The organism is Paraburkholderia sp. 40, from assembly GCF_050434105.1.
Lineage (GTDB): Bacteria > Pseudomonadota > Gammaproteobacteria > Burkholderiales > Burkholderiaceae > Paraburkholderia > Paraburkholderia tuberum.
On sequence record NZ_JBNPVY010000002.1, the window covers coordinates 1,442,030 to 1,464,682 of the forward strand.

At 64.0% G+C, this 22,653-nt stretch carries 21 protein-coding genes and 1 pseudogene; 7 read left to right on the forward strand and 15 right to left on the reverse strand.

Going from position 1 to position 22,653, the window contains the following annotated elements; genetic code table 11:
• The first annotated feature begins 8 nt into the window (after positions 1-8).
• The gene (locus OKW28_RS07925) at positions 9-626 is read left to right on the forward strand and encodes a LysE family translocator (protein WP_429444576.1); all 618 of its coding nucleotides are present in this window, start codon (positions 9-11) and stop codon (positions 624-626) included.
• Between the two features lie 53 nt (positions 627-679).
• On the opposite strand, the gene OKW28_RS07930 is transcribed toward OKW28_RS07925, so the two are convergent.
• The 5 genes from OKW28_RS07930 to OKW28_RS07950 all read right to left on the reverse strand — a co-directional run bounded on the left by OKW28_RS07930 (position 680) and on the right by OKW28_RS07950 (position 4,990).
• On the reverse strand, positions 680-1,954 hold the full coding sequence (locus OKW28_RS07930) for an RNA polymerase sigma factor (protein WP_429444577.1): 1,275 nt from the start codon (positions 1,952-1,954) through the stop codon (positions 680-682).
• A gap of 77 nt (positions 1,955-2,031) precedes the next feature.
• Entirely contained in the window at positions 2,032-2,445 is a 414-nt protein-coding gene (locus OKW28_RS07935; protein WP_018423912.1) for a YciI family protein, read from the reverse strand.
• A gap of 167 nt (positions 2,446-2,612) precedes the next feature.
• The gene (locus tag OKW28_RS07940) at positions 2,613-2,966 is read right to left on the reverse strand and encodes a YciI family protein (protein WP_429444579.1); all 354 of its coding nucleotides are present in this window, start codon (positions 2,964-2,966) and stop codon (positions 2,613-2,615) included.
• 402 nt (positions 2,967-3,368) lie between these two features.
• The gene (locus OKW28_RS07945) at positions 3,369-3,842 is read right to left on the reverse strand and encodes a hypothetical protein (RefSeq protein ID WP_429444580.1); all 474 of its coding nucleotides are present in this window, start codon (positions 3,840-3,842) and stop codon (positions 3,369-3,371) included.
• A gap of 875 nt (positions 3,843-4,717) precedes the next feature.
• A complete protein-coding gene (locus OKW28_RS07950) occupies positions 4,718-4,990 on the reverse strand; it encodes a DUF1488 domain-containing protein (protein ID WP_429444581.1) in 273 nt (90 codons plus the stop codon).
• A 391-nt stretch (positions 4,991-5,381) separates the two neighbouring features.
• Here OKW28_RS07950 and OKW28_RS07955 point away from each other — a divergent pair, with 391 nt between their 5' ends.
• Entirely contained in the window at positions 5,382-5,885 is a 504-nt protein-coding gene (locus tag OKW28_RS07955; RefSeq protein WP_184052875.1) for a GNAT family N-acetyltransferase, read from the forward strand.
• Positions 5,886-5,915: 30 nt separating this feature from the next.
• Positions 5,916-6,266, forward strand: a complete 351-nt coding sequence (locus OKW28_RS07960) for a DOPA 4,5-dioxygenase family protein (protein ID WP_090810310.1) — start codon at positions 5,916-5,918, stop codon at positions 6,264-6,266.
• Between the two features lie 28 nt (positions 6,267-6,294).
• On the opposite strand, the gene OKW28_RS07965 is transcribed toward OKW28_RS07960, so the two are convergent.
• The 5 genes from OKW28_RS07965 to OKW28_RS07985 form a co-directional block, all read right to left on the reverse strand.
• Positions 6,295-6,609 carry a high-potential iron-sulfur protein gene (locus OKW28_RS07965; RefSeq protein WP_429444583.1) on the reverse strand — a complete coding sequence of 105 codons (315 nt, stop codon included), beginning with the start codon at positions 6,607-6,609 and terminating at the stop codon, positions 6,295-6,297.
• 36 nt (positions 6,610-6,645) lie between these two features.
• Entirely contained in the window at positions 6,646-7,335 is a 690-nt protein-coding gene (locus OKW28_RS07970; RefSeq protein WP_429444585.1) for a nitroreductase, read from the reverse strand.
• A 110-nt stretch (positions 7,336-7,445) separates the two neighbouring features.
• Positions 7,446-8,168: a PepSY-associated TM helix domain-containing protein gene (locus OKW28_RS07975; RefSeq protein ID WP_429444587.1), complete on the reverse strand. Its 723-nt coding sequence runs from the start codon at positions 8,166-8,168 to the stop codon at positions 7,446-7,448.
• Positions 8,165-8,848 carry a Fe2+-dependent dioxygenase gene (locus OKW28_RS07980; RefSeq protein WP_429444588.1) on the reverse strand — a complete coding sequence of 228 codons (684 nt, stop codon included), beginning with the start codon at positions 8,846-8,848 and terminating at the stop codon, positions 8,165-8,167. The genes OKW28_RS07975 and OKW28_RS07980 overlap by 4 nt, the downstream gene beginning before the upstream one ends.
• An 80-nt stretch (positions 8,849-8,928) precedes the next feature.
• Entirely contained in the window at positions 8,929-11,109 is a 2,181-nt protein-coding gene (locus OKW28_RS07985; RefSeq protein ID WP_429444590.1) for a TonB-dependent receptor, read from the reverse strand.
• Between the two features lie 277 nt (positions 11,110-11,386).
• Between OKW28_RS07985 and OKW28_RS07990 the strand changes: the two genes are divergently transcribed.
• Entirely contained in the window at positions 11,387-12,382 is a 996-nt protein-coding gene (locus tag OKW28_RS07990; protein WP_429444592.1) for an aldo/keto reductase, read from the forward strand.
• Positions 12,383-12,429: 47 nt separating this feature from the next.
• Here the strand turns inward: OKW28_RS07990 and OKW28_RS07995 are convergent, their stop codons facing one another.
• On the reverse strand, positions 12,430-12,996 hold the full coding sequence (locus OKW28_RS07995; RefSeq protein ID WP_429444594.1) for a YbhB/YbcL family Raf kinase inhibitor-like protein: 567 nt from the start codon (positions 12,994-12,996) through the stop codon (positions 12,430-12,432).
• A 200-nt stretch (positions 12,997-13,196) separates the two neighbouring features.
• Between OKW28_RS07995 and OKW28_RS08000 the strand changes: the two genes are divergently transcribed.
• Both OKW28_RS08000 and OKW28_RS08005 read left to right on the forward strand, forming a co-directional pair.
• Positions 13,197-13,697: a type VI secretion system amidase effector protein Tae4 gene (locus OKW28_RS08000; protein WP_429444596.1), complete on the forward strand. Its 501-nt coding sequence runs from the start codon at positions 13,197-13,199 to the stop codon at positions 13,695-13,697.
• Positions 13,694-14,155 carry a type VI secretion system amidase immunity protein Tai4 gene (locus tag OKW28_RS08005; RefSeq protein WP_429444598.1) on the forward strand — a complete coding sequence of 154 codons (462 nt, stop codon included), beginning with the start codon at positions 13,694-13,696 and terminating at the stop codon, positions 14,153-14,155. Before OKW28_RS08000 ends, OKW28_RS08005 begins: the two co-directional genes overlap by 4 nt.
• A gap of 137 nt (positions 14,156-14,292) precedes the next feature.
• Here OKW28_RS08005 and OKW28_RS08010 read toward each other — a convergent pair whose 3' ends face one another.
• From OKW28_RS08010 to OKW28_RS08025, 4 genes and pseudogenes are all read right to left on the reverse strand, one after another.
• Positions 14,293-15,117, reverse strand: coding sequence for an ROK family protein (locus OKW28_RS08010; protein ID WP_429444599.1), 825 nt, complete (start codon positions 15,115-15,117; stop codon positions 14,293-14,295).
• Between the two features lie 63 nt (positions 15,118-15,180).
• Positions 15,181-16,801: pseudogene (gene zwf, locus OKW28_RS08015) on the reverse strand (glucose-6-phosphate dehydrogenase).
• Positions 16,802-16,911: 110 nt separating this feature from the next.
• Positions 16,912-19,722 carry an MGH1-like glycoside hydrolase domain-containing protein gene (locus OKW28_RS08020; protein WP_429444601.1) on the reverse strand — a complete coding sequence of 937 codons (2,811 nt, stop codon included), beginning with the start codon at positions 19,720-19,722 and terminating at the stop codon, positions 16,912-16,914.
• A gap of 336 nt (positions 19,723-20,058) precedes the next feature.
• Positions 20,059-22,029, reverse strand: a complete 1,971-nt coding sequence (locus OKW28_RS08025; protein ID WP_429444603.1) for an amylo-alpha-1,6-glucosidase — start codon at positions 22,027-22,029, stop codon at positions 20,059-20,061.
• Positions 22,030-22,229: 200 nt separating this feature from the next.
• On the opposite strand from OKW28_RS08025, the gene OKW28_RS08030 reads away from it, so the two are divergent.
• Positions 22,230-22,577 (forward strand): hypothetical protein, encoded by a 348-nt coding sequence (locus OKW28_RS08030; protein ID WP_429444605.1) that lies wholly within the window; start codon positions 22,230-22,232, stop codon positions 22,575-22,577.
• Positions 22,578-22,653: the final 76 nt, after the last annotated feature.

Here is a 22,653-nt window from a genome sequence, read left to right on the forward strand (position 1 = left end):
AGTGTGTCGTGATCGATGGGTCCGCCGTGGTCGGCGTGTTTTCCGTGTATGTCGCGGGCGTGGTGAGTCCGGGCCCGAACTTCGTCGCGGTCGCACACAAGGCCGCTTCGGCGACGCGCATCGAAGCGCTCGCGATGGTCGCCGGCATCGTGCTCGTCAATCTGTTCTGGGCCAGCTGCGCGATTCTTGGCGTCGGCATCGTGTTCGCCGCGTTCCCGTGGCTCGCGCTCATGGTCAGGATCGTGGGCGCGTGTTACCTGTTGTGGTTCGGCGGGCGGTTGATCTTCAATGCCTCGGCGGCGCGGCAAGCGGTGCTCGTCAAGGCACCGGCGGGCGGCTTCAGGCAGGCGTTCGCGCAGGGCTTCGCGACCAACATTGCGAATCCGAAGTCGATGGCGTTTTTTGCCGCGGTATTTTCGTCGGCGGCGCCAGCGCATGTGAGTACCGGCACCTTCGCCGCGATGCTCGGCATGGTGTTCGTCGTCGCGAGCAGCTGGTATGGGTTCGTCGCGCTGGCGCTGTCGCATCAGCGCATCGCGTCGGCTTATCGGCGCGGCAAGGTGTGGGTGGATCGTGTGTGCGGCGGCTTGATCGTTGCGTTGGGGATGCGGCAGCTGATTCGTTGAGGCGGCACTGACGTGTGCGTGAGCACCAATGTGCCAGCACCAATGTGCCAGCCTCAATCCGCGAGCCCGCGCGCACGCTCCAGCAACAACTCGCGCTCGCGCGTATTGCGCGTCATCGCCGCGGCGCGCTCGAACTCCGCGCGGGCTTCGTCGACGCGTCCAAGCTTGACCAGCAGATCGCCGCGCACGCTCGGCAGCCAGTGATAATTCGCGAGCGCCGAACCGGCGGCGAGCGCATCGACGATCTCGAGTCCGGCCGCCGGCCCGAACGCCATCCCCACCGCGACCGCGCGATTCAACTCCACTACCGGCGACGGCGCGACCTGCGCCAACGCATCGTAGAGCGCGACGATCTGCGCCCAGTCGGTGTCCTCGGCGCGGCGCGCTCGCGCATGGCACGCGGCGAGCGCCGCCTGCAACGCATACGGCCCGCTCTCGCCGCCGAGCGCATGCGCGTTGTCCAGCGCGGAGAGGCCGCGGCGAATCAGCAGCGGGTCCCAGCGGCTGCGATCCTGATCGAGCAGCAGTACCGGGCGCCCCTGGGCGTCGGTGCGCGCGCGCGTACGCGACGCCTGAATCTCCATCAGCGCAACGAGACCGTGGACCTCGCTCTCGTCGGCCACGAGTCCGCTCAACACGCGCCCAAGCCGCAACGCCTCCTCGCATAGCGTCGGGCGCATCCAGTCGTCGCCGGCCGTGGCCGAATAACCTTCGTTGAAAATCAGGTAGATCACCTGCAGCACCGACGCGAGCCGCGCCGCGCGCGCGTCCGCCTGCGGCACCTCGAACGGCACGCGCGCCGCCGACAGCGTGCGTTTCGCACGCACGATCCGCTGCGCGATGGTCGGCTCCGGCACGAGAAACGCGCGCGCGATTTCGTCGGTGGTGAGGCCGCCGAGCAGGCGCAGCGTCAGCGCGACGCGCGCATCGGTCGACAGCACCGGATGGCACGCGGTGAAGATGAGCCGCAGCAGATCGTCGCCGATGTCGTCGGCGCGCGCGGCGTCGAGCGCATCGACGAAATCGGGCACCACGTGCGCTTCGATCGCGTCGAGATCGTGGCCGAGCTCCTCGCGCTTGCGCGCATGCAGCGCTTCCTGGCGCAGGCGATCGAGCGCGCGGTTCTTCGCGGCCGTCATCAGCCACGCTCCGGGGTTGTCGGGCACGCCCGCGTCCGGCCAATGCTCGAGCGCGGCCACCAGCGCGTCCTGCGCGAGTTCCTCGGCGAGTCCCACGTCGCGCACGATCCGCGCGACGTGAGCGATGACCTTCGCGGATTCGATCCGCCAGACAGCGTCGATCGCACGATGGGTGGCCTGTATCGTCACGGCGTCAGCCTTCACCTGCTGCCGGCGGTTGCGCGTTCAGGAACATGTACGCGGGCTCCCAGACGTAGTCCATCAAATCAGCGGCGATCTTCTTCGAGCTTGTGAAAGCGCTCGACTTCCGGCCCCGGCTCGAAGTCGTCGAGTTCGAACAGCTGCCGCACTTCGATTTCGCCATCGGCGTGCTCACCGAACGGCGCCGGAAAACGCCGCGCCCATTCCATCGCCTCGTCGCGCGAGCGCACCTGGATCAACGTGTAGCCCGCGATCAGCTCCTTGGTCTCCACGAACGGCCCGTCCACGATGCTCCGTTTGCCGCCGCTATAGCGCACGCGCCACCCTTTCGAGCTCGGCTGCAGGCCCGTCGCGTCGAGCAGCACGCCGGCCTTCGCGAGTTCTTCGTGGTAGGCGCCCATGGCCGCGATCAGCGACGGTTCGGGCATCTCGCCGGCTTCGCTCGCGGCCGTGGCTTTTACGATGATCATGAATCGCATGTCGTTGCTCCTTGTTGTTAGTGGTTGGTCGTGAGTGGATTCTGGCGGGGCCATGCCGGCTCGCCCCTTACTCACACGACGCGCGATGCACGGTCCGATCGACACGCGCGGCGGTCCCGACATCCCAGGGAAAACACCGAAGCTGGTGAAGTGGGAGTGACGCGTGCCTAGATGAAGCACGGTCCGAGCTTGCGCACCTCGACCGTGCACCACGACGCCGCCGGGCAGGTTTGCGCGATCGTCACGGCCTCTTCACGGCTGTCGCAGTTCAACAGAAAGAAGCCGCCGATCATCTCCTTCGCCTCGGCGAACGGCCCGTCGACGAGCTTCGATTCGCCATGGCGGACCTGCACGCGCACGGCGTCCTTCTGCGAAGTCAGTGACTCGACCGCGAGCAGCTTGCCGCGCGCTTTCAGGTTCTCGGAGAAACGCACCATCTCGTCGTAGAGGTCGCGGCCCGCGGCTTCGCCGCGCTCCTCGCGTTGGTCCGTGGGTTCGACGATCAGCAGCATGTAGGACATGATGTCTCCGATAGGGCTCGGTTGTATGCGCGGGTCGGCATCGCAACGACGCCAGCGACGCCTGGCCTCGGCGGTATGCAGGAGGTACGCAAGCAGGTAGGCGGCAAGCAGGCGCAGCCAGTCTAGCAAGCGGGAATCGCAGCGGCAAACGCGCCCGGCGGGACTTCTACGGACACTCGTAACAAGCCGCGCCACGCGCATCGGTCGGCCTCGCGCGACACGTCGATGCCGCTTTCAATGTGTCCGTAATCCATTCACGTCCGCGCTGAAACGGTCGTATCAGCCGTTCGACGAAACGCAGCGCAGCGGGCAGCCACTCGCTCGGGCTCGCCGATAGCGCATTGAGCGCAGCGCCGGTGACCCGCGACGCTTTCGAAATGCGCGCCGCCAGATGCGTGCCGCTCAAACCGCCGCTCCCGCCAGCGCCCGCAGTCGCGCGGAACGCATCAAACCTTCGATCATTTTCGCTTCCGCGCTCGCCAGCTCGCTCAGCGACGCCGCCGACAACTGTCCGTCGAAAATCGCTAGCGCCGCGCACAGACTTGCGTAGTCGTCGTCTGCGAGCGACCAGCGGCCAGTCTGGCGCTCGCGCGCATCGAGCCGCACCATCGCCGCATGCGCGCTTTCGATGTCGGCGCGCGCGTCGGCGCCCCGTCCGGCATGCACAAGTTCCTGCGACACCAGCAAATGCCGGCTCAGCGTCGTGTGCAGAATGCGCGCGCCGTGGCCGCGGCGGAATGCATCGAGCGCGGCGTAGGCCTGCAACAGCAGGGTCTGCGTGACCGGCGCGTGCGCGGTGCGGCTCTGGGTCAGAGAACGCAGCAAGGGGGACATGGCCGTGCGGCCGGGCTTGTGAACTCGCGACTTGCTGGACATCGATTCAACCTCCTTCTTTCGGCAGCGCGCCCGGACTTCGGCACGCGACGGCGGCAAACGCCGCGCTCAAACGTCCGACGTATTTCGCGCCCGACAGTTCACGCCATGCGACGCGCCCGTTCTTCGAACGTATCGAAGAACGCAATTTCGGCATATCGGTTCGAAGCCGCCAGAAACAAGAAGCCCGCTTCGTTGAGACGAAAAAAAGCCCTGTTCCGCGAGGAACAGGGCTGAGAGGATGGAACGGCCGAGCAGGCGCGTGGATGCCTGCCAACCTATAACCACCTAACCTGCAAAGCTATTGCTTACGTGTACTGCACCGGCAATTTCTACCGCTCGACAGGAAGCTTCAAACTGCCGATTCAAACTACCACTTCAATTGCGACTGCATGTGGGCCGGTCCTCGCTATCTGCTACTTCTGGCCGCTACCCCTGTTGCTTCGCGCTCGTGCTCGATGCATTGCGCGCTTGAATTGCGTCAACTGCGGACTGCCAACTGCGAGATACGCACTGCGAACTGCGAACTGCAGACTACTTATCAACGGTACGGTTCAAATCCGACACGAGGGGAAGATCGCATCGATGGAGGTCGGTGATTCCTCGCTCCATGGAAAAGAGTGTATGCGCGCACGTGCGAAAGCAATTGAGCGAAACGAAGCGCTTTGGTGGGTTAATTTGGCGAATCGATGTAACAGCGGGCCTACGGAGCGCTCGATGTGAAAATCAGCGATTGCACCGAAACGGTGCTGCGAAAGCCTGAGAGAAAAACGGGAAGTGCGAAGCCGGCCGGGTTCAGGCCGAGCGGAGCCAGTGCCGTCGCGCCCGCGTCATCGCATGTGCGGCGTCGAGCGATGACGCGCGCCGCGCCACGCACGTCAACCGCGTGTGGAGAAATCGTCGATCGTCAGCAAGACCTTCTCACCGGGACGCGCGAGCATTTTTCGTTCGGCGATCGCCGTAATACGTTTGCGCCCATCCGCGAACGTCTTCAGAACGCGCGCCTCGCCCGCGCCGTGTTGCAGCCAGAAGTGCTGCTCGAGCGCCTCGCGCGTGACCGCGCATTCAAGGTCTCGTCCCCGCGACGAAAGCTGGAAAATCACCGCGCGTCCATCTGCCGAGACGCTGGGTACCGCCTCGATCATCGTCATAGCCCACCTCGCAACGTTGATTACGACGTTCGCCGCATAACGCGAACGTCCCCGGATAACCATCTGGACGCTCGCCGCATCGGGTGACGCGGGAAGCGAACGTTCGCGCGCCAATCGTCGGAGGCCTCGTCTTGTCTGTTCGTACGGTGGTGCGGATAGCGCGGCCGCGATGGGTCGACGACCGTGCCCGCGAAAAGCGAATCAAGCTGGAGCAAAGCGCATGCCACACAACGCAGCAAGCGGCGCCTCGCCGCATCGAGCGTTCGCCCTGCATCGCAAGGTGAGAAGACTGCAACATAGCCGCGTGGTAAAAAAGCGCAGCCGGCGCGACAATCGACGACAATTCTTACTCGCGCTTCGCACGTTCATCGCGCGCCACCACCTTGCCGACATGTCCGCCCAACTCCCCGACCAACGATCCGGGTTGACCTTGCGCCCCGCGCAACCAGACGACGAAGCCTTCCTGCTCGAACTGCGCAAGACGACGATGACCGAACACCTGGCGCGCGCCGGCGAGCCGACCGACGACGACGCCCATCGCGCGCGCCTGTTGCATCGCTACGACGCGGCGCAGGTGGTCTGCATCGACGGCGCGCCCGCGGGCTTGTTGAAGGCGCATCGCAACGACGTCGAATGGTTCGTCGTGCAGTTGCAGATCGCGCCGGCGCTACAGGGTCGCGGCATCGGCGAGCAAGCGCTGCGCACGATCCTGCGCGCCGCCGCGGCCGAAGCGCTGCCGGTCAGCTTGCAGGTGCTCAAGGGCAATCCCGCCAAACGGCTGTACGATCGTCTTGGCTTCGAGATCGTCGGCGAGGATCAGACACAGTTTCACATGCGCCTTGCAGCGCGCGCGCCGGCGGAAAGCGAAGCAGAACGAATGTCGGATAAAGACTGATACGGAACGAGCCTGGCAATGAACCCTGATATGACTTTTCGCGCTGCTTCAGCGATACAAAGCTGGCACGCGCACATCTACTTCGACCCGGCGAGCCGCGACGCCGCCTGGGCGTTTCGCGAGCAGATCGACGCGCATTGGGGCGACAAACTGCAGATCGGGCGCTTCCACGAACGGCCGGTCGGGCCGCATCCGATGTGGTCGTATCAACTCGCCTTCGCGCACACGCAGTTCGCCGACGTGGTCGGCTGGCTCACGCTCAATCACGGCGCGCTCGATGTCTTTCTGCATCCGAACACCGGCGACGCGCTGCGCGATCATCGCGACGCCGCCGTGTGGATTGGCCACTCGCACGAACTCGTGCTGAAGGCGCTGCTATAGCACCGCTGCGAACGCTACGGCGGCGTGCTCAAATATTCGTATACGCGCTGCACCAGCCGCGCGACGCGACCTGTTTAGTGCCGAACAGCGTGCAGCCGCCGTATGCGTCCGATGCCTTGCCCTGGAACAGCGAGCAGTTCGCGCACGATTGCCCGGCCGCGAAGTTCGGAAATCTGGCCTTGTCGACCTTCGACGCATCTTCGGTATAGCCGACCGCCTGCGCCTGCGGATCGCTCTCGCTGAGCGCATTGGGAACGGTCGCGGCGAACGCGACCCGAGACAGCGCGAGCGACGAGCCGACGCCCGCGCTGACCAACAGGAAATGGCGCCGCGATGTTTTCATTTTCGTTTGCCTCTGGGTGGGGACTGAGGGATGCGTTCAATCGAGAAAGCGCGCGAAGCGCTCGACCGGTTCGCGCTCGGGGCGCAGCGTATTGACCGGCGCGTTGGGGTCGCCGAAACCGAGCGACATGCCGCACACAAATTGCTCGTTTTCGGGCATGCCGAGATGTCCGGCAATCAGTCGATGAAACTGCATGAACGCGGCCTGCGGACAGGTGTCGAGACCGCGTCCGCGCGCGGCCGTCATGATCGCCTGCAGGAACATGCCGTAGTCGAGCCAGCTGCCGCGCTCGAGGCTGCGATCGATCGTGAACAGCAGGCCGACGGGTGCGTCGAAGAAACGGAAGTTGCGCGAGTGCTGTTCGTGCATGCGCGCCTTGTCGCCCTTCTCGATGCCGAGCAGGCTATACATGTCCCAGCCGATCTTGCGACGCCTGTCGATGAACGGCGACTGCCACTGGCGCGGATAGTACGCGTACTCCTCCTGGTAAAGCTCGTCGCGCTGCGGATCGTCGTAGGCCGCGAGCAGATCGCGCGACAGACGCGCGAGCGATTCGCCCGTCAGCACGTACACCTTCCACGGCTGCGTGTTGGTGCCCGACGGTGCGTGGCTGGCGGCTTCGAGAATCGCTTCGATGTCGGCGCGCTGCACCGGTGTCGGCAGAAAGGCGCGCACCGAGCGCCGCGTGGTCAGCGCGGTGTCGACGGGGTTCGCGGGAGAGGTCATCGGCGAATGGCGGCAGAGCCTGCGGAGTAGGTCTGCGACGATTCTAGCGCGGACCGCTCAAAGCCTGCCCGCCAGCGCGCAGGCGTCGCCCGAAGCGTTGCGCTGCGCCCTTACATCGTCCCCAACACCACCGCCGCCGCAATCGATCCGACCACGAGCGCGAGCCCCACCGTCTTGCGCTTGTTCAACTCGGTCCACAACAGCACGCCCGTCAACGACAGCAGGATCAGGCTGCCCGCGAGCGTATCGATCAGCAGCACCCAACCAACGCTCAAGCCCACACCCTTGTGCATGTTCGTCAGCATCGCGAGAAAGGTGTTCGCGCTGCGTTTGATCGTCACGCTGTTGTTGCCGACCCAGTATTCGGCCGACGTGTTTTCCTTCGGCGACCCGAAACTCAGTTGCCAGTGCTCGGGCTGCACGACGCTGCGATCGCCCCACCCGACCGGATGCTCGGTTTCCTTCTGCACGCGCCCCGGATTGCCGGCGATCTTCAACTCCTGCTTGAGCCACTTCGCGAGCTCGCGCGGCGTTTGCGGCGCCGGTTGCGGCAGCGGCACCTGCATCACCGACACCTGCGGCTCGCCGGTCGAGACGCGCAGCGGACCGCCGCGATGATTCAGAAAGAAGCCCGTCGTGCCGAACAGCAGACCGAGCGCCGCTCCCCACAGTCCAACCCACCCATGCACCTTGCGCAGCCACTTGATGAAGGTCGCGCGACGCGAGCGCTGCTGGCGCGATTTCAGTTCATCGTCATCGCGCCGACGCGGCTCCTGCGCGTCATGTTCGCCGGCCGCGGGCGGTTGAATGTCGAGGGTGTCCGATACGCTCACGTTTCACTCCAGGTGCGCAGCAGATTGTGATAACAACCGACGAGGCTGCGTCGCGCAGTTTCGTCGGCATGGGTGGCATTGAGCCGTTGAATCGCGGTGTCCATGTCGAACAGCAGCGCGCGATGCGTGTCGCTGCGCACGAGGCTCTGCACCCAGAAGAAGCTCGCCACCCGCGCGCCGCGCGTGACTGGCGTCACCTGGTGCAGACTCGTCGCCGGATAGACGATCATGTCGCCGGCCGGCAGTTTCACCTGCTGCACGCCGTAGGTGTCCTCGATCACGAGTTCGCCGCCGTCGTATTCGTCGGGCGCGCTGAGAAACAGCGTCACCGACACGTCGGTGCGCAGCTTCACGCCGTTCGGCAGCACGCGCACCGCGCCATCGACGTGGCTGCCGAACTGCATGCCGCCCTCGTAGCGGTTGAAGAGCGGCGGATAGACCTGATTGGGCAGCACCGCGCTGATGAACAGCGGATTGCGTTCGATCGCCGCGAGAATCACATCGCCGAGTTCGCGCGCGAGCGTCGAGTGCTCGGCAATCTGCTGATTGCGCTTGACCGGCGCGCCCTGATAGCCCGCGGTCGCGCGGCCATCGACCCACGCGTCGCCGGCTCGATCGAGCCGCTCGCGCATGAAGCGCAATTGCCCGGCGTCCAGTACCTTCGGAATGTGCAGCAACATAGTGTGTCCTTCGCGTCGGCTTGCCGTTTGCAGAAGCGGCAAGCCGTACGCATGCGCTCAGTGCGTATCAAAAGCGCGTATCAAAAGCGGTAGTTGAACGTCGCGAGCAGCGTGCGGCCGATGCCCGGCACCGAACGTCCGCCGTCAGACGGAATCAACGCGTCGTAGTAGTACTTGTTGGTGAGGTTCAGCAGGTTCAGGCGCACGTCGTACTTCTTCGCGTGATAGGCCGCGGTCGCGTCCCAACGCGTGTAGCCCGGCACCTTCACGTAGTTCGTATTCGACGCATAACGTGGCGACATGTAGATCGGACCGCCGCCGATTTCCCAATGCGGCGTGATCGCGTACGTGGTCCAGAACGTCAGCGTGTTGCGCGGCGTGTTGGCCGGCGTGTGGCCCTGCGTGCCGTCGGCCGCTTTCAGGATCGTCGCGTCCATGTACGTGTAGCCGCCGAAAATCTGCCACTTGTCGGTGATGTGCCCCGTCACGCCCGCCTGGAAGCCGTCGACGCGAATGTCGCCGGCCAGCTGGTACTCGGTCGACGACACCTGCGTGCGCGCGTTGTCCTTTTCCTCGCGGAACAACGCCGAGGTCACCGACATGTTGCCGCCGAACAGATCCCACTTGCCACCGATTTCATACGACTTCGTCGATTCCGGCGCGAGGTTCTGAGTGAGGTTCGTGACCGTCAGGTTTTCGAGCGACGGGTTGAACGATGTGCCGTACGAAACGTAGTACGACTGCCAGTCGGTCGGCTGATAGATGACGCCGGCGCGCACGCTCGTGAAGTAGTTGGTCTGGCTCGCGTAAGCCGGCGCGCTAATCGTATTGCGGATTCCCGCCGAGAAACGATCCCAGCGCACACCGCCGATCAGCTTCCAGTGCGGCGTCAGCGTGATCGTGTCGTTCAGGTAAGCGGCAATTTCGTTCGCGCTCGAATCGGCGTAGTTGCCGACCGTCGTCGTCACGTTCGACGGCGTGCCCATGATCGGCGGATTGAGCATCGGCACGATCGGCAGGTTGTTGCGCGTGTACGCCTGGTTCGTATAGCTGTCGTGGCCCACTTCGACACCGGCGATCAGGTCGTGCCTGATCGGTCCGGTGTCGAATTTGTATTCGAGCATCGTGTCGTTGTAGATCGCATGATTCTGGATCACGCGGTCATGACTCTGCAGCTTGATGAACAGCTGCGACGGCGACAGCGTCGTGAAGTTGCCGTTGGTCAACGCTGTGCTGGACGACAGCGGTCCGGTCAGCACCGCTTGCGGCGCCGTTTCGCGCGCGTCGGTCATGGAGTGCGAGATCTGCGTCTGGTTCGTCAGCGTCAGGTCCTCGGAGAACTTGTGCTTGATCGCCGCGGTAAAGATCTGCACGTCCTGGATCGTGCGGTCGCTGGTCAAACCGTAGAACGTGTTCTTCGGTACCGGCGACGGGCGGCCGTTCAGCGCCTGGATGCCGTAGTCGGGCATGTCGTGGTTGCGCTGGATCAGCGCCGACAGCGTGATCTCGGTCGGCGTGCCGATGCCGAAGCGCAGTTCCGGCGCGACGCCGAAGTCCTTGTTCTTCATCACGTCGCGCGTCGAGCCGAGGCTCTGGCCGAATGCATTGAGGCGGATCGCCGAGGTGTCGGTGAGCTTGTGATTCACGTCGACGGTGGAGCGGTAGCGGTCGTCGGTGCCGATCATGCCGGAGACTTCCGCCGAGTCCGTCAGGTTCGCCTTCTTGCTGACCTGGTTGATCACGCCGCCGGTCGAGCCGCGGCCGAACAGCATCGACGACGGACCGTACAGCACTTCGAGCGATTCAAGATTGAACGTGTCGCGGTAGTACTGATTGCGGTCCCGAAAGCCGTCCAGATAGATGTCGTTCTGCGCGGTAAAGCCGCGCAGATTGATGTTGTTGCCGATCTGGCCGCCTTCGGCCGCGCCGATCGTCACGCCGGGCGCGTTGCGCAGCGCGTCCGTAAACGACGTCGCGCCCTGCGAGGCGAGCAGGTCGCGATTGATCACGGTGACGGTCTGCGGAATGTCACGCAGCGCGGTCGGCGTCTTCGCGCCGACGGTCGCCCGGTCGGCCTGGAAGTCCTGCTGAACGGCCTGAGCCTGCACGCCGATGGTCGGCAGCGTCTGCGCGGCGGCGGGTGTGTTGTTCCGGGCGTTGGTTTGTGCGTTCTGCGGCGCGCTTTGCGCGAGCGCCGGGGTCGCCAAAGGAATGGCAAAAGCGAGCGCTAGCGCTGTCGCGAGCGGCGTGAGATTGAGCATGGAAATCCCGTCAGAAATGCGTTTGTCAAATTCGCATCACTGACGTCGAATTCATGACAAAGCCGCAAATGGCTGGCTGCCGCTCTCCGTAGTGTGAGATGGAGATGACGGGATGGCTGGCTAGGTTTAAATGAGAATCGCTATCATTTCATATCTACTGGAAGTCAGCAATCCCGGCGTGCGTCAGGCACACCGAATCGCGACTCGGTTTATCCTTTTTACAACAATGTAGTTTCATCGCTTCGGCAGCGCATTCCTTCCCTCTGGAGTCGACTTTATGCAATATCGCCAATTCGGCCGCACCGGCCTGACCGTTTCGCGCCTGTGTCTCGGCACCATGACCTTCGGGCTGCAAACCGAGGAAGCCGCATCGCACCGCATCCTTGACACGGCCGCGGACGCCGGTGTCAATTTCATCGATACCGCAAACGTCTATCCGCTCGGCGGCGACGAAAATCTGGCCGGACGCACCGAGGAAATCGTCGGACGCTGGCTGAAGGGCAAACGCGAGCGCTTCATCGTCGCGACCAAGGCGGTCGGTAAGATGGGGCCCGCCGCGTGGGACCAGGGCGCGTCGCGCAAGCACCTGCTCGATGCGATCGACGCGTCCTTGCAGCGCCTCGGCACCGACTACGTCGACCTGTACCAGCTCCATTCCGACGACGCGAAGACCTCGCTCGACGAGACGCTCGAAGCGCTCGATGCGATCGTGCGCTCGGGCAAGGCGCGCTATATCGGCGTGTCGAACTTTCTCGCCTACCGGCTCGCGCGCGCACTGGGGCGCGCGGACGTGCTACGCGTCGCGCGCTTCGTGTCGGTCCAGCCGCGCTACAACCTGCTGTTTCGCCAGATCGAGCGCGAGCTGCTGCCGCTGGCCGCCGAGGAGCAACTGGCCGTGATGCCGTATAACCCGCTCGCGGGCGGACTGCTGAGCGGCAAGCACCGGCTCGACGCGACGCCCGCCGAAGGGCGCTTCACCGAAAGCGTCGGCAAGGCTGGCGCGATGTATCAGGAGCGCTACTGGCATGAGCGCGAGTTCGACACGATCGAAAGGCTGAAGGCGATCGTCGCGCCGACCGGCGAATCGCTGACGAAGGCGTCGCTTGCGTGGGTGCTCGCGAATCCGCTGATTACGTCGGCGATCATTGGTGCGAGCCGCGCGGAGCAGTTGAGCGATACGCTCGCGGCGGCCGAGTTCACGCTCGACGCCGCGATCAAGACCCAGCTCGATGAAGCGAGCGTGCAGTATCGTTGGGGGGACGCGGCGCGCTAGGCGCCCGCCGGCAGATCAAGCGCGGCCCGGCGTTCGGCCGCGCGTCTTCATCGTCCGTAGCGCAGCACGGTGCTCGTCGCGGCGAGCACGTGATCCTTGATCGCGGCGTGGAACGCGTCGCGCGTCAAGCCGGCCGGCAATGCGTCGGGCGACAGATCGAGCGCATAGACCTGCGCCACGTAGTGATGCGGTACCTCGCCGACGGGCGGACACGGGCCGTAATAGCCGGGGCCGCCGGTGCGATTCGTGCCGGCCACGCTGCCCGCCGGCGCGGCTTCGCCTTCGGCGAGTCCGGTCGTGGTAGGCGCGATGCCATAGACGATCCAGTGCACGATGCCGAGGCCTTTCGCGCCGTCGGGGTCGAAGATAGTCACCGCGAAACTTTTCGTCCCGGCCGGCGCGTTATGCCATTGCAGCGCCGGCGACACGTTGCCGCCGCCGCAATTGTTCGCGCTCGCCGCGTGGCTCGCGTTGAGCGTGCCGCCATCGGCCAGTCCCGGCGACGACACCGCGAAGGCCTGTGCCGCATACGCATGCGCGCTCGCGTAGGCGAGCAGCGCGCACGCGCCGACGGAGAGGAGGCGCCGCGCGAGGGTCAGGTGGATGCGAGTCATTGGGAGTCTCCGGGGTTGGACGTGCCGTTGAGAGCTTTGCAGTTCAGAGAGCAACTATAACGAGAATGTTGTTTTGAGATGGAAGAGGCGGCATATTGCGGATGGGGTTGTGCAAATCAAACAGATAGCTCGTAGGCCGAAACGGTCATCGGCAACCGCACAACGACGATCTTACTGAAGCCGAAAATCAAGGATAGCAAATGACTCGACCTCATTTCACTGCTGCGTGGGCCGCTTCCCAGCGAATATTCGACCCTGCAAATTCAGGTGCCAAGGTTGCAAAAGTAATTGGCGGGTACGTTGAGAAGAACATCAACAACCCTGATCCCAATCAACGCTGGAACAATACCTGCGCAGTACGGATGAGTTACATCTTGAACCACGCAGGTTTGACTATTCCGAACATTCCAGGACAGACAGTATCGGGAGCAGATAAGCGGCAGTATTTTTTCCGCGTCAAAAATCTGATTGCCTTCCTTCAGCAGCGGTGGGGAAGACCTGAAGTCGTCAAGTACCCGCCATCTGGAGGCGGAGTGCTTGCTGGCAGGAAGGGGCTGATTCTTTTTGAAGTCTCAGGTTGGTCGGATGCTCAAGGGCATGCGACATTGTTCGACGGCAGAGCCTGCTACGACCACTGCTATTTCAACGAACCTGAGGCGAAGTATCGCACTGACCGCGCGAACTTCTGGAGTTTGCCGTGAAGAAGGTTGGGGTTGGCATCCTAACTGCCTCGGCCCTCATCTTCGGCATGTCTGCTTGCTATGCAAAAGGCGATCAACGTGCGACTCCACAAGCTGGAGCACGTACTTATGCACAGAATTACAAAGACATGGTTCTGGCTACTTGTATAGCGAACGCCTACAGGAACGACAAAGACGCTGCTATGGATGCGGGAAGCAGCGTCAGTGCATTGCGAGACTGGACTTACTTTGACTTGGAGAAGGCTCCAGACGCGATCAAAACCTTGGTGGACAATTATCTGGCGCGAAATTATCAAAACCCGCTGGTTGAATCGGAAACTGAAGGTGTCCGTTTCGATTTCCTGAAGTGTCTGGACCTGTATCACAGTAAGGAATTGGACGCACAGGTCAAGCATTTGGTCATTAACCCCAGGCGCACTTACAGACAGGATAATCCGTTGCCAGCAAAGCCGAAGTAGTTATGAGCACGTCCAGCGTCGAAGCGCTGACCAGTGTTCGGGCACGGATCGCCTCGGCAATCGTTGATGGGTTGATATGAACCCTTGGACGTGGAGCCGCGGCACTGGATACGTGATGGCAGCGGCAATCCACCGCCTCACTTCGGCTTGAACCGCCCCGTCTTCTGCGTCGCCTCCGGATACTGTCGCGTCTCGCGCACCGAAAGCGGATGCCACAATTTCGCGCCGCCCTCGATCCCCGCGTCGTTCGATACGGTCGCCACGTTCGCCGGCAGCGAAAACTTGATGCGCGCCGCGTTGCCGCCGCCGATCCACAGCTTGTCGTAATTGACCAGTGACTTGAGAATGCCGATCACCTTCTCGACACGCCGGCTCCAACGCTTGTTGCCGATCTGCTCGCGCGCGGCCTCGCCGATGTATTCGTCGTACGCGACGCCCTTCTTGCTGACCGGATGATGCGCGAGCTCCAGATGCGGCATCAGCTCGCCATCGCGAAACATCGCGGTGCCGGCGCCTGTGCCGAGCGTCAGCACGAATTCGAGGCCGTGGCCTTCGATCGCCGCGAAGCCTTGCATTTCGGCGTCGTTGATCATCCGCACCGGCAGTCCGCCCAGGCGCTGCGCGAGCGAATCCGCGAGCGCAATGTCGTGCCATCCTTCGATGCCGAAGTGCGGCGCGGTCAGAATGCGGTTGTTGCGCACGACACCCGGAAACCCGATCGAGATACAGACTGGCCGCACCTGCTCGATGAGCGGAGCTACGAGTTGCGCGAGCGCGTCCACCAGCTGATCCGGCGTGCACGGATGCGGCGTCGCAACGCGCACGCGCTCGGTTTTCATCTGCCCGTCGGCGTCGATGATCGCGGCCTTCAGGCCCGTGCCGCCGACGTCGATCGCGAGGATGTGCCCGCTGCCGCTTTTCGGCGCATTCCCTTTCACTGCGTACTTGTTGCGTGTTGCCACGATGTCTCCAGATTGTGTTGAGGCGGTTGTGATGCGGGTCTGCGGGTTGCTTCAAAGGTGCCGCTACGACTTGCCACCGGGCGCTTTCTGCTGCAACGGGCGCCACGCGTGGCCATCGCGCGCGAGCAGCGCGTCGGCTTCGGCCGGCCCGTCGCTGCCGGCCGCATAGCCGCGCACGGCAACCGCGCCGCCACTCCTCGGATGCAGCACGTCGTCGACCGCGCACCAGCTCGTCTCGATGCTGTCGGCGCGCTGAAACAACGTCGCATCGCCATGCATGCAGTCGTACAGCAGCGTCTCGTAGCCGACGTTCGCGCTTTCCGCAAAGAAGTCGCCATAGTTGAACGACGACTGTACCGGACCGACCTGCATCACCCGGCCCCGGCACCTTCACGTTGAAATCGAAACTCGAGCCGTGCTCGGGATCGATGCGAATGGTCAGCACGTTCGGCGTCAATGCGTTGACCGGCGTATCGCGGAACAGGCGGAACGGCACCGGCTTCAGCTGCACCGAAACCTCGGTGCGGCGCACCGCGAGCCGCTTGCCGGTACGCAGATAGAACGGCACGCCGGCCCAGCGCCAGTTCTCGACGAACACGCGCGCCGCCGCGTAGGTTTCCGTCGTGCTGCCGGGCGCGACGTCGGGCTCCTCGCGATAGCCCACGCCGGCGGGCCCTTTTTCGTACTGGCCGAAGACGACGTCGGCGGGCGTCAGCGGCTGGATTGCGTCGAACAGCTCGGCCTTCCTGTTTCGCACGGCTTCGGCGTCGAACGAATTCGGCGGCTCCATCGCGACGATGCCGAGCAGCTGGAACAGGTGGTTGGGCACCATGTCGCGAAACGCGCCGGTCTGCTCGTAGAACCTGCCGCGCCCCTCGACGCCGATCGTTTCCGCCGCCGTGATCTGCACGCAATCGATGTACTCGCGCCGCCAGACCGGCTCGAACATCGCATTCGCGAAGCGCACCGCGAGGATGCTCTGCACAGTGTCCTTGCCGAGAAAATGATCGATGCGGTACACCTGCGACTCCCGCGCATACGACAGGATGTGCCCGTTCAGATCGCGCGCCGATGCGAGATCGGTGCCGAACGGCTTCTCGATCACGAGACGCCGAAAGCCGCCGTTCGCGCCGTCGCCTTCCTTCAGCAGGCCGGCTTTGCCGAGCCGGTCGGCGATCGGTTTGAAAAAACGCGCGCCGACCGCGAGGTAGAAGATCGCGTTACCGCCTTTCGACTGATCGAGCTTCTGCTTCAGCTTCGCGAACGTATCGTCGGATTCGAACTCGCCCGCCATGTATTCGAGGCGCTGCGCGACCCAGTTCCATGCGTTGTCGTCGAGCTTGCCGGCGTGAAAGGTGCTGGCCTTGTCGGCGGCGAACTTCTGCAGCGAGGTATGCAGTTCGTCGCACCATTCGCGCGTTTCGCGCTCGCCGTGATTGACGCCGATGATCTTCATGCTGTTGTCGAGCAGGCCATCGACCGCGAGGTTGTAGAGCGCCGGCATCAACAGACGCTTGGTCAGATCGCCGCCCGCGCCGAAGATCACGAGCGTGCATGGCGGCGCGGGCTTCTTGCCGGCCGGCGACGACAGGGTGTCGTACCGGCTCGCGCTGAGCTTGCAGCTCAGGGCGGGCGTTGCGTTGTGTTGATCGGGAGAAGCGGAAGGGTTCGGTGTGGTCGACATGGGATTCACTTGGACCTTGGTAAGCCGATAGAACGAACGCGGCGATACATGAAAGACCACGGGCGCTGCCGCACAGTTCAATCGCGTTCGCGCGTTAGCGCGCGGCGTGCCTACTTCGTCGTCGTGGCCGCGAGCGACGGTACCGGTTCTTTCACCACCGCCGGCGTTACCGCGGATGCAGAAGCCGCCGGCACCGGAATCGGCGCGGGCGCCGGCGCCGGTTCCCCCGCCAGCGGCACGTTGCCCGATGCCGCCATCGCGCGCGGCTGCAACAGCAACGCGACGAGCCCGGTCCAGCCGGTCTGATGCGAAGCCCCGACGCCACGACCGTTATCGCCATGAAAATACTCATGGAACAGGATCAGATCCTGCGAACGCGGGTCCGCCTGCAGCAGCGGATACGCACCCATCACCGGCCGCTCGCCGTTTCTGTCCTTCAGGAACAGCGTGGTCGCGCGGCGCGCGAGTTCGTCGGCGATTTCGCTCAACGAGAACTTCTGGCCCGACCCGGTCGGATACTCGACGCGGAAATCATCGCCGTAATAGCGATGAAACTCGTACAGCGATTCGATCAGCAGATAGTTGACCGGCATCCACACTGGCCCGCGCCAGTTCGAATTGCCGCCGAACACACGGGTATCGGATTCGGCCGGCAGATACTTCACGCAGAAGCTGTTGCCGTTGTGCTGGTACACGAACGGATGATCGCGATGGCAACGCGACAACGCCCGCACGCCGTGATCGGACAGAAATTCACTTTCGTCGAGCGCGCGCCGTAACAACGCCTTCATCCGATGCCCGCGCAGCAGCGACAGCAAAAGCGCGTTGCCCTTGCCGGGTTCGTTCCAGCGCGACACCAGCTTCGCCAGATCGGGCCGATGCTCGAGAAACCACACGAGGCGCTCGCGCAAGCTCGGCAAGCCGCCGTGCAAACGCTCCTCGAGCACGTGCACGGCGAATAGCGGTATCAGTCCGACGATCGAGCGAACGCGCATCGGCATGCTGCTGCCGTCGGGCAGGCGCAGCTTGTCGTAGAAGAATTCGTCCTCGCTATCCCACAGGCCCGTGTCGCAGCCGTCGTCGCAACTGACCGCTTCCGCGATGTACAGGAAGTGCTCGAAGAACTTCACACCAATATCGACGAACACATGGTTCGCGTAGGCGAGTTCGAGCGCGATACGCATCAGGTCGAGCGCATACGCGGCCATCCACGCGGTGCCGTCGGCCTGGTCGATGTGGCCGCCGGTGGGCAGCGGCGACGAGCGGTCGAAGATGCCGACGTTGTCGAGCCCGAGAAAACCGCCCTGAAAAATATTGTGGCCGTCGGCGTCCTTGCGATTCACCCACCACGAGAAATTCAGCAGCAGCTTGTGAAACACGAGCTCCAGAAAATCGCGGTCCGCCTTGCCGGTCAGCGCGCGGTCGATCTCGTACACGCGCCACGCGGCCCATGCATGGACCGGCGGGTTCGCGTCGCTCAACGCCCATTCGTAAGCGGGCAACTGGCCGTTCGGGTGCTGATAGCGATCCTTCACGAGCAGCAGCAACTGCTTCTTGGCGAACGCCGGATCGATCAGCGCGAACGCGGCCGCGTGAAACGCGAGGTCCCACGACGCGTACCACGGGTACTCCCACTTGTCCGGCATCGACACGATGTCCGCGTTGCACAGATGCCGCCAGTCGGTGTTGCGGCCGTGCTTGCGCGCGGCGGGCGGGCTCGGTTGCAGCGGATCGCCGTCGAGCCAGCGTTGCACGTCGTACTGGTAGTACTGCTTCGACCACAGCATGCCGGCGAGCGCCTGACGTTGCACGAGACGCGCATCGGGGTCGGTGATCTCGTGTTGCAACGCGCCATAGAATTCGTCGGCTTCGGCGTGGCGGCGCGCGATCAACGCGTCGGCATCGAATGGCGCTTCATCGGTCGCAGATTGCGGGTGCCAGCGCAGATACACGACCGCGCGTCCGTGCGGCCCGAGCTCGAGCGCCGCATGCGCGGCGGCCCGGGTGCCCGCGTCGTGACGGATCGCGTTCGCGTCGCCGTGCACGAGGTAGTCGTTGAAGCCGTCCTTGAACGGGCCCGCGCCGTCCATGCCGAACAGCCGCTTCACGTTGGTGTCGTTCTCGCAGAACAGCCACGCGAGTTCCGGCGCGTCCTTCGACCACGCGCTCACGACGATCGGTTCGTGCACATGGTGATGGCCAAGCAGACGCACCGCGCCATCATGACCGGTACCGGCGACGAGCTTCGGCTTGTCCTTGTTCTCTTTCCACGACCACGAGTTTCGCGCCCAGATTTGCGGCAGCACATCGAGCGACGCCGCTTCGTCCGCGCGATTTTCGATCGTCACGCGCATCACGATGTCGTCGGGCGTGTGCTTCGCGTATTCGATCTGGACGTCGAAATAGCGCTGATCGTCGAACACGCCGGTATCGAGTACTTCGTACTCTGGCATATCGCCGCCGCGGCGCGCGTTTTCGTCGATCAGGTCCTGGTAGGGATAGGCCGCATGCGGGTATTTGTACAGCATGCGCATGTAGGAATGCGTGGGCGTGCCGTCCAGATAGAAGTACAGCTCCTTGACGTCCTCGCCGTGATTGCCCTGCGAGTTCGTCAGGCCGAACAGGCGCTCCTTGATGATCGGGTCATTGCGGTTCCAAAGCGCGAGCGACACGCACCAGCTGAGCCGGTCGTCGCCGAAACCGGCGATGCCGTCTTCGCCCCAGCGGTAGGCGCGGCTGCGCGCATGGTCGTGCGGAAACGAGTCCCAGGCGGTGCCGTTCGCGCTGTAGTCCTCGCGCACCGTGCCCCACTGGCGCTCGCTCAGATACGGCCCCCAGCGCTGCCAATGGCCGCATTCGGGCGAATGCACGCGGGAACCTTCGATCGTGGCGAGCAGATTGGCAGCGCGCAGCGGTGGCATGAAAACGTCCTTGCAACAGGTCCAGGGTCTGTTTACATATGGAACGCACGTGCGAATGCCCGCTATCGGGCGCATGGCAAGGAGCAAGGAGCGCTGCGTGGCCACGCCACGTGAGCGACGCGCGACGCCGCCATGCGCCCGATAGCGGGCATTCCCCTGCAATGAAATCCAGAACTGGGGTTGCCGCGAGAAGGGCCGCTCGCTGCGTCATGCTCCTTGCGAATACGTCCAGTATTCGCGGCGTCGCAGTCCTTGCGAGCGGCCCTTCTCCCGGCAACGCACGTGCGTTCCATATGTAAACAGACCCTAACGGTGGGACCCACATCGTAGCGCGGTTTACGCGCCGTTGTGCTCGAGCCGGGCAAGCAGACTTTCGACGCGCAGCAATTCGCCTAGCGACCAGGCCTGGAACGGCGTACCGGCGGGCGCGTGCGGCGCGTCACCGTCGGCGATCTCGGACAGGTGATCGAGGCCCGCGTGATCGAGATGCGCGTACAGCGGGGCGAGAAAACGCGCCCTCGCCTGCCCGAGATTATCGGCACTCGCGCCATTCACTCGCAGCCACGCTTCGACGAACGGGCCGATCAGCCACAACCACGCGGTGCCCTGATGATAGGCGCCGTCGCGTTCGCGCGGCGCGCCGCCGTAGCGGCCGCGATAGGCGGGATCGGACGGCGCGAGCGTGCGCAGGCCGAGCGGCGTCAGCAATTGCGCTTCGACCTGACCCACCACCGCGCGCGCCGCCGCGCCTTCGAGCAGCGGAAACGGCAGGCCACCGACCGCGAAGATCTGATTCGGCCGGATCGAGCGGTCGACCGTGCCCGGCACATGATCGACGTCGACGTTATCGAACAGCGCCTGGGTGGCTGGATCGACGAAGCGCCGGCGAAACGCGAGCGTCGCGCGCTCGGCAGCTTGCCGCCACTGCGGGTTCCATGCTGACGCGATTCGCAGCGCGTTGATCCACAGCGCCTGCACTTCGACCGGCTTGCCGATGCGCGGTGTGACGACCCAGTCGCCGACTTTCGCATCCATCCACGTCAGTTGCACGCCGGGGATGCCGGCGCGCAGCAGGCCGTCGTCCGCGCACATGCCGATGTTGAAGCGCGTGCCGTTCGTGTAGCCGGTCAGGATCGTTTCGGCGGCCTGCTGCAGATGCGCGCGCGTTTGCGCGCCCGCATGCGGCGTCGCCAGATAGTCGTGAACCGCGACGATGAACCATAGCGACGCGTCGACCGAGTTGTATTCGGGCGCGTCGCCGTAGTCGGGGAAGCGGTTCGGCAGCATGCCTTCGGACAGCGTGCCCGACCATTCGAGCAGGATCGCTTCGGCATCGTCGAGACGGTTCGACTCGATCAGCAGGCCGCGCATCGCGATGAACGTGTCGCGGCCCCAGTCGGTGAACCACGGAAAGCCCGCGAGGATCGTGCGGCCTTCGTTGCGCGTGACGACGTAGGCGTCGGCCGAACGTTGCAGGCGCGAGCCGAGTGCGGCGCGGCGTTGTTGTTCGGTGTGGGCGAGTTGGGCGGCGTGGGCGGTGGTTTGGGCTTTGTCATTCGCGCATTCGGTGGCGGACGTGCTCGACGCGCTCAGAATCATCACCGCGTCGCCCTCCGCGAGATCGAAGCTGAACACGCCGGGCGTCGCGAGATCTTCGCTGCAATCGAGACCGCGCTCCTGCTCGCGCACGTAGCAGAAGTTGCGATACCAGTCGGGCGCATGCGTATAGGCGCCGTTCGTCGCCGCTCGCACGACCGGCAGTCCGCCATACGCTTGCCAGCTCGCGCACGATTGATCGGCGCTGACTTGCGCGCCGAAGTTGAAGGCCGGATTCTCGTGATGCAGCGCATGATAGTCACGGCCCGACAGCAGCGGTCTGATCTTCAGCACGGGCGCATCGAGTTCGCCGCCTTCGAGCCGCCAGCGCAATACCGTTTCGCACGTCGCTTTGCTGACGAACACGTCGGCGATCATCGCCGCGTGCGCACCGAGTTGAATGCGCCACGTCGGCCACGGCGCGGTGTCGAAGCTGGCAAGGCGGCCGCGCAGATCCGGATAGATCACGTCAGGCCCATAGCGTTGCATGGTCAACGCGAAGCGCTCGCAGCCCGCCTCGACCCACGCCTCGATGCCGTTGACGAGCACCAGGCGCCCGCCCGGCGCGCGCGTCGCGGCTAGCAGCAGCGCATGGTAGCGGCGCGTGCGCAACATGCCGACCGTGCCCGAAGCAAAGCCGCCGAAGCCGTCGGCTTCGAGCCATTCGTCTTCGAGTTGCGAGATGTCGATGGGTGAATCGATGCGAGTCATTGAATCGTGCTCATGCGCGGACGATAAAGCAGCAAACATAGCGCAGATGGCAGCGCCATGAACATTGACCTTCCCGATACTTTCCATTTTCTTTCGATCAACCGACGATTTATCGAAACTTATGCCGAGCGCAAACGTTTCACAATTATTTCTTGAAAGGAATAGAGACTGCACCCGCTTTCATCGAACCGGATGCAGACATGAGAAAAATCAGTTGCATCGCGAGCGCCGCATTGCTGGTGCTTGCCACGATAGCGTTGAACGGTTGCGGCGCGGACGACTCCTCTTCCACGAGCAACGCGACGACCACGACCCTTGCGCCGAACGACGCGGCGCAACGCCCCGCAATGACGGCAGCGGCAGTGGCGACTCCCAACGCCTCAGCGCCATTCGCGGACAACACGGCGAACAACACGGCAAGCAACGCGGCAAGTGGCGCAGCCGCCACCGACGCGATCGCGCAAAACATCCAGGCCAGTCTCGCGGCCGACAGCCAGCAGGTCGCGCCGGTCATGCGCTACGCGCCCGGCGACAGCGCGAACAACTAGTCCGCAACTGATCAGCAAGAGCAACGCGTAACCGACAACGAAACACCCCAAGGCACGCTCACGCGCGCCATTCTTC

Coding starts and splice junctions, on each gene's coding strand:
- OKW28_RS08025 (WP_429444603.1), bottom strand. CDS start 22,029: ATGACTCGCATCGATTCACCCATCGACATCTCGCAACTCGAAGACGAA.
- OKW28_RS07990 (WP_429444592.1), top strand. CDS start 11,387: ATGCAATATCGCCAATTCGGCCGCACCGGCCTGACCGTTTCGCGCCTG.
- OKW28_RS07955 (WP_184052875.1), top strand. CDS start 5,382: ATGTCCGCCCAACTCCCCGACCAACGATCCGGGTTGACCTTGCGCCCC.
- OKW28_RS07935 (WP_018423912.1), bottom strand. CDS start 2,445: ATGCGATTCATGATCATCGTAAAAGCCACGGCCGCGAGCGAAGCCGGC.
- OKW28_RS07980 (WP_429444588.1), bottom strand. CDS start 8,848: ATGTTGCTGCACATTCCGAAGGTACTGGACGCCGGGCAATTGCGCTTC.
- OKW28_RS07995 (WP_429444594.1), bottom strand. CDS start 12,996: ATGACTCGCATCCACCTGACCCTCGCGCGGCGCCTCCTCTCCGTCGGC.
- OKW28_RS08020 (WP_429444601.1), bottom strand. CDS start 19,722: ATGCCACCGCTGCGCGCTGCCAATCTGCTCGCCACGATCGAAGGTTCC.
- OKW28_RS07965 (WP_429444583.1), bottom strand. CDS start 6,609: ATGAAAACATCGCGGCGCCATTTCCTGTTGGTCAGCGCGGGCGTCGGC.
- OKW28_RS07945 (WP_429444580.1), bottom strand. CDS start 3,842: ATGTCCAGCAAGTCGCGAGTTCACAAGCCCGGCCGCACGGCCATGTCC.
- OKW28_RS07985 (WP_429444590.1), bottom strand. CDS start 11,109: ATGCTCAATCTCACGCCGCTCGCGACAGCGCTAGCGCTCGCTTTTGCC.
- OKW28_RS07970 (WP_429444585.1), bottom strand. CDS start 7,335: ATGACCTCTCCCGCGAACCCCGTCGACACCGCGCTGACCACGCGGCGC.
- OKW28_RS07950 (WP_429444581.1), bottom strand. CDS start 4,990: ATGACGATGATCGAGGCGGTACCCAGCGTCTCGGCAGATGGACGCGCG.
- OKW28_RS07960 (WP_090810310.1), top strand. CDS start 5,916: ATGACTTTTCGCGCTGCTTCAGCGATACAAAGCTGGCACGCGCACATC.
- OKW28_RS08000 (WP_429444596.1), top strand. CDS start 13,197: ATGACTCGACCTCATTTCACTGCTGCGTGGGCCGCTTCCCAGCGAATA.
- OKW28_RS08030 (WP_429444605.1), top strand. CDS start 22,230: ATGAGAAAAATCAGTTGCATCGCGAGCGCCGCATTGCTGGTGCTTGCC.
- OKW28_RS07940 (WP_429444579.1), bottom strand. CDS start 2,966: ATGTCCTACATGCTGCTGATCGTCGAACCCACGGACCAACGCGAGGAG.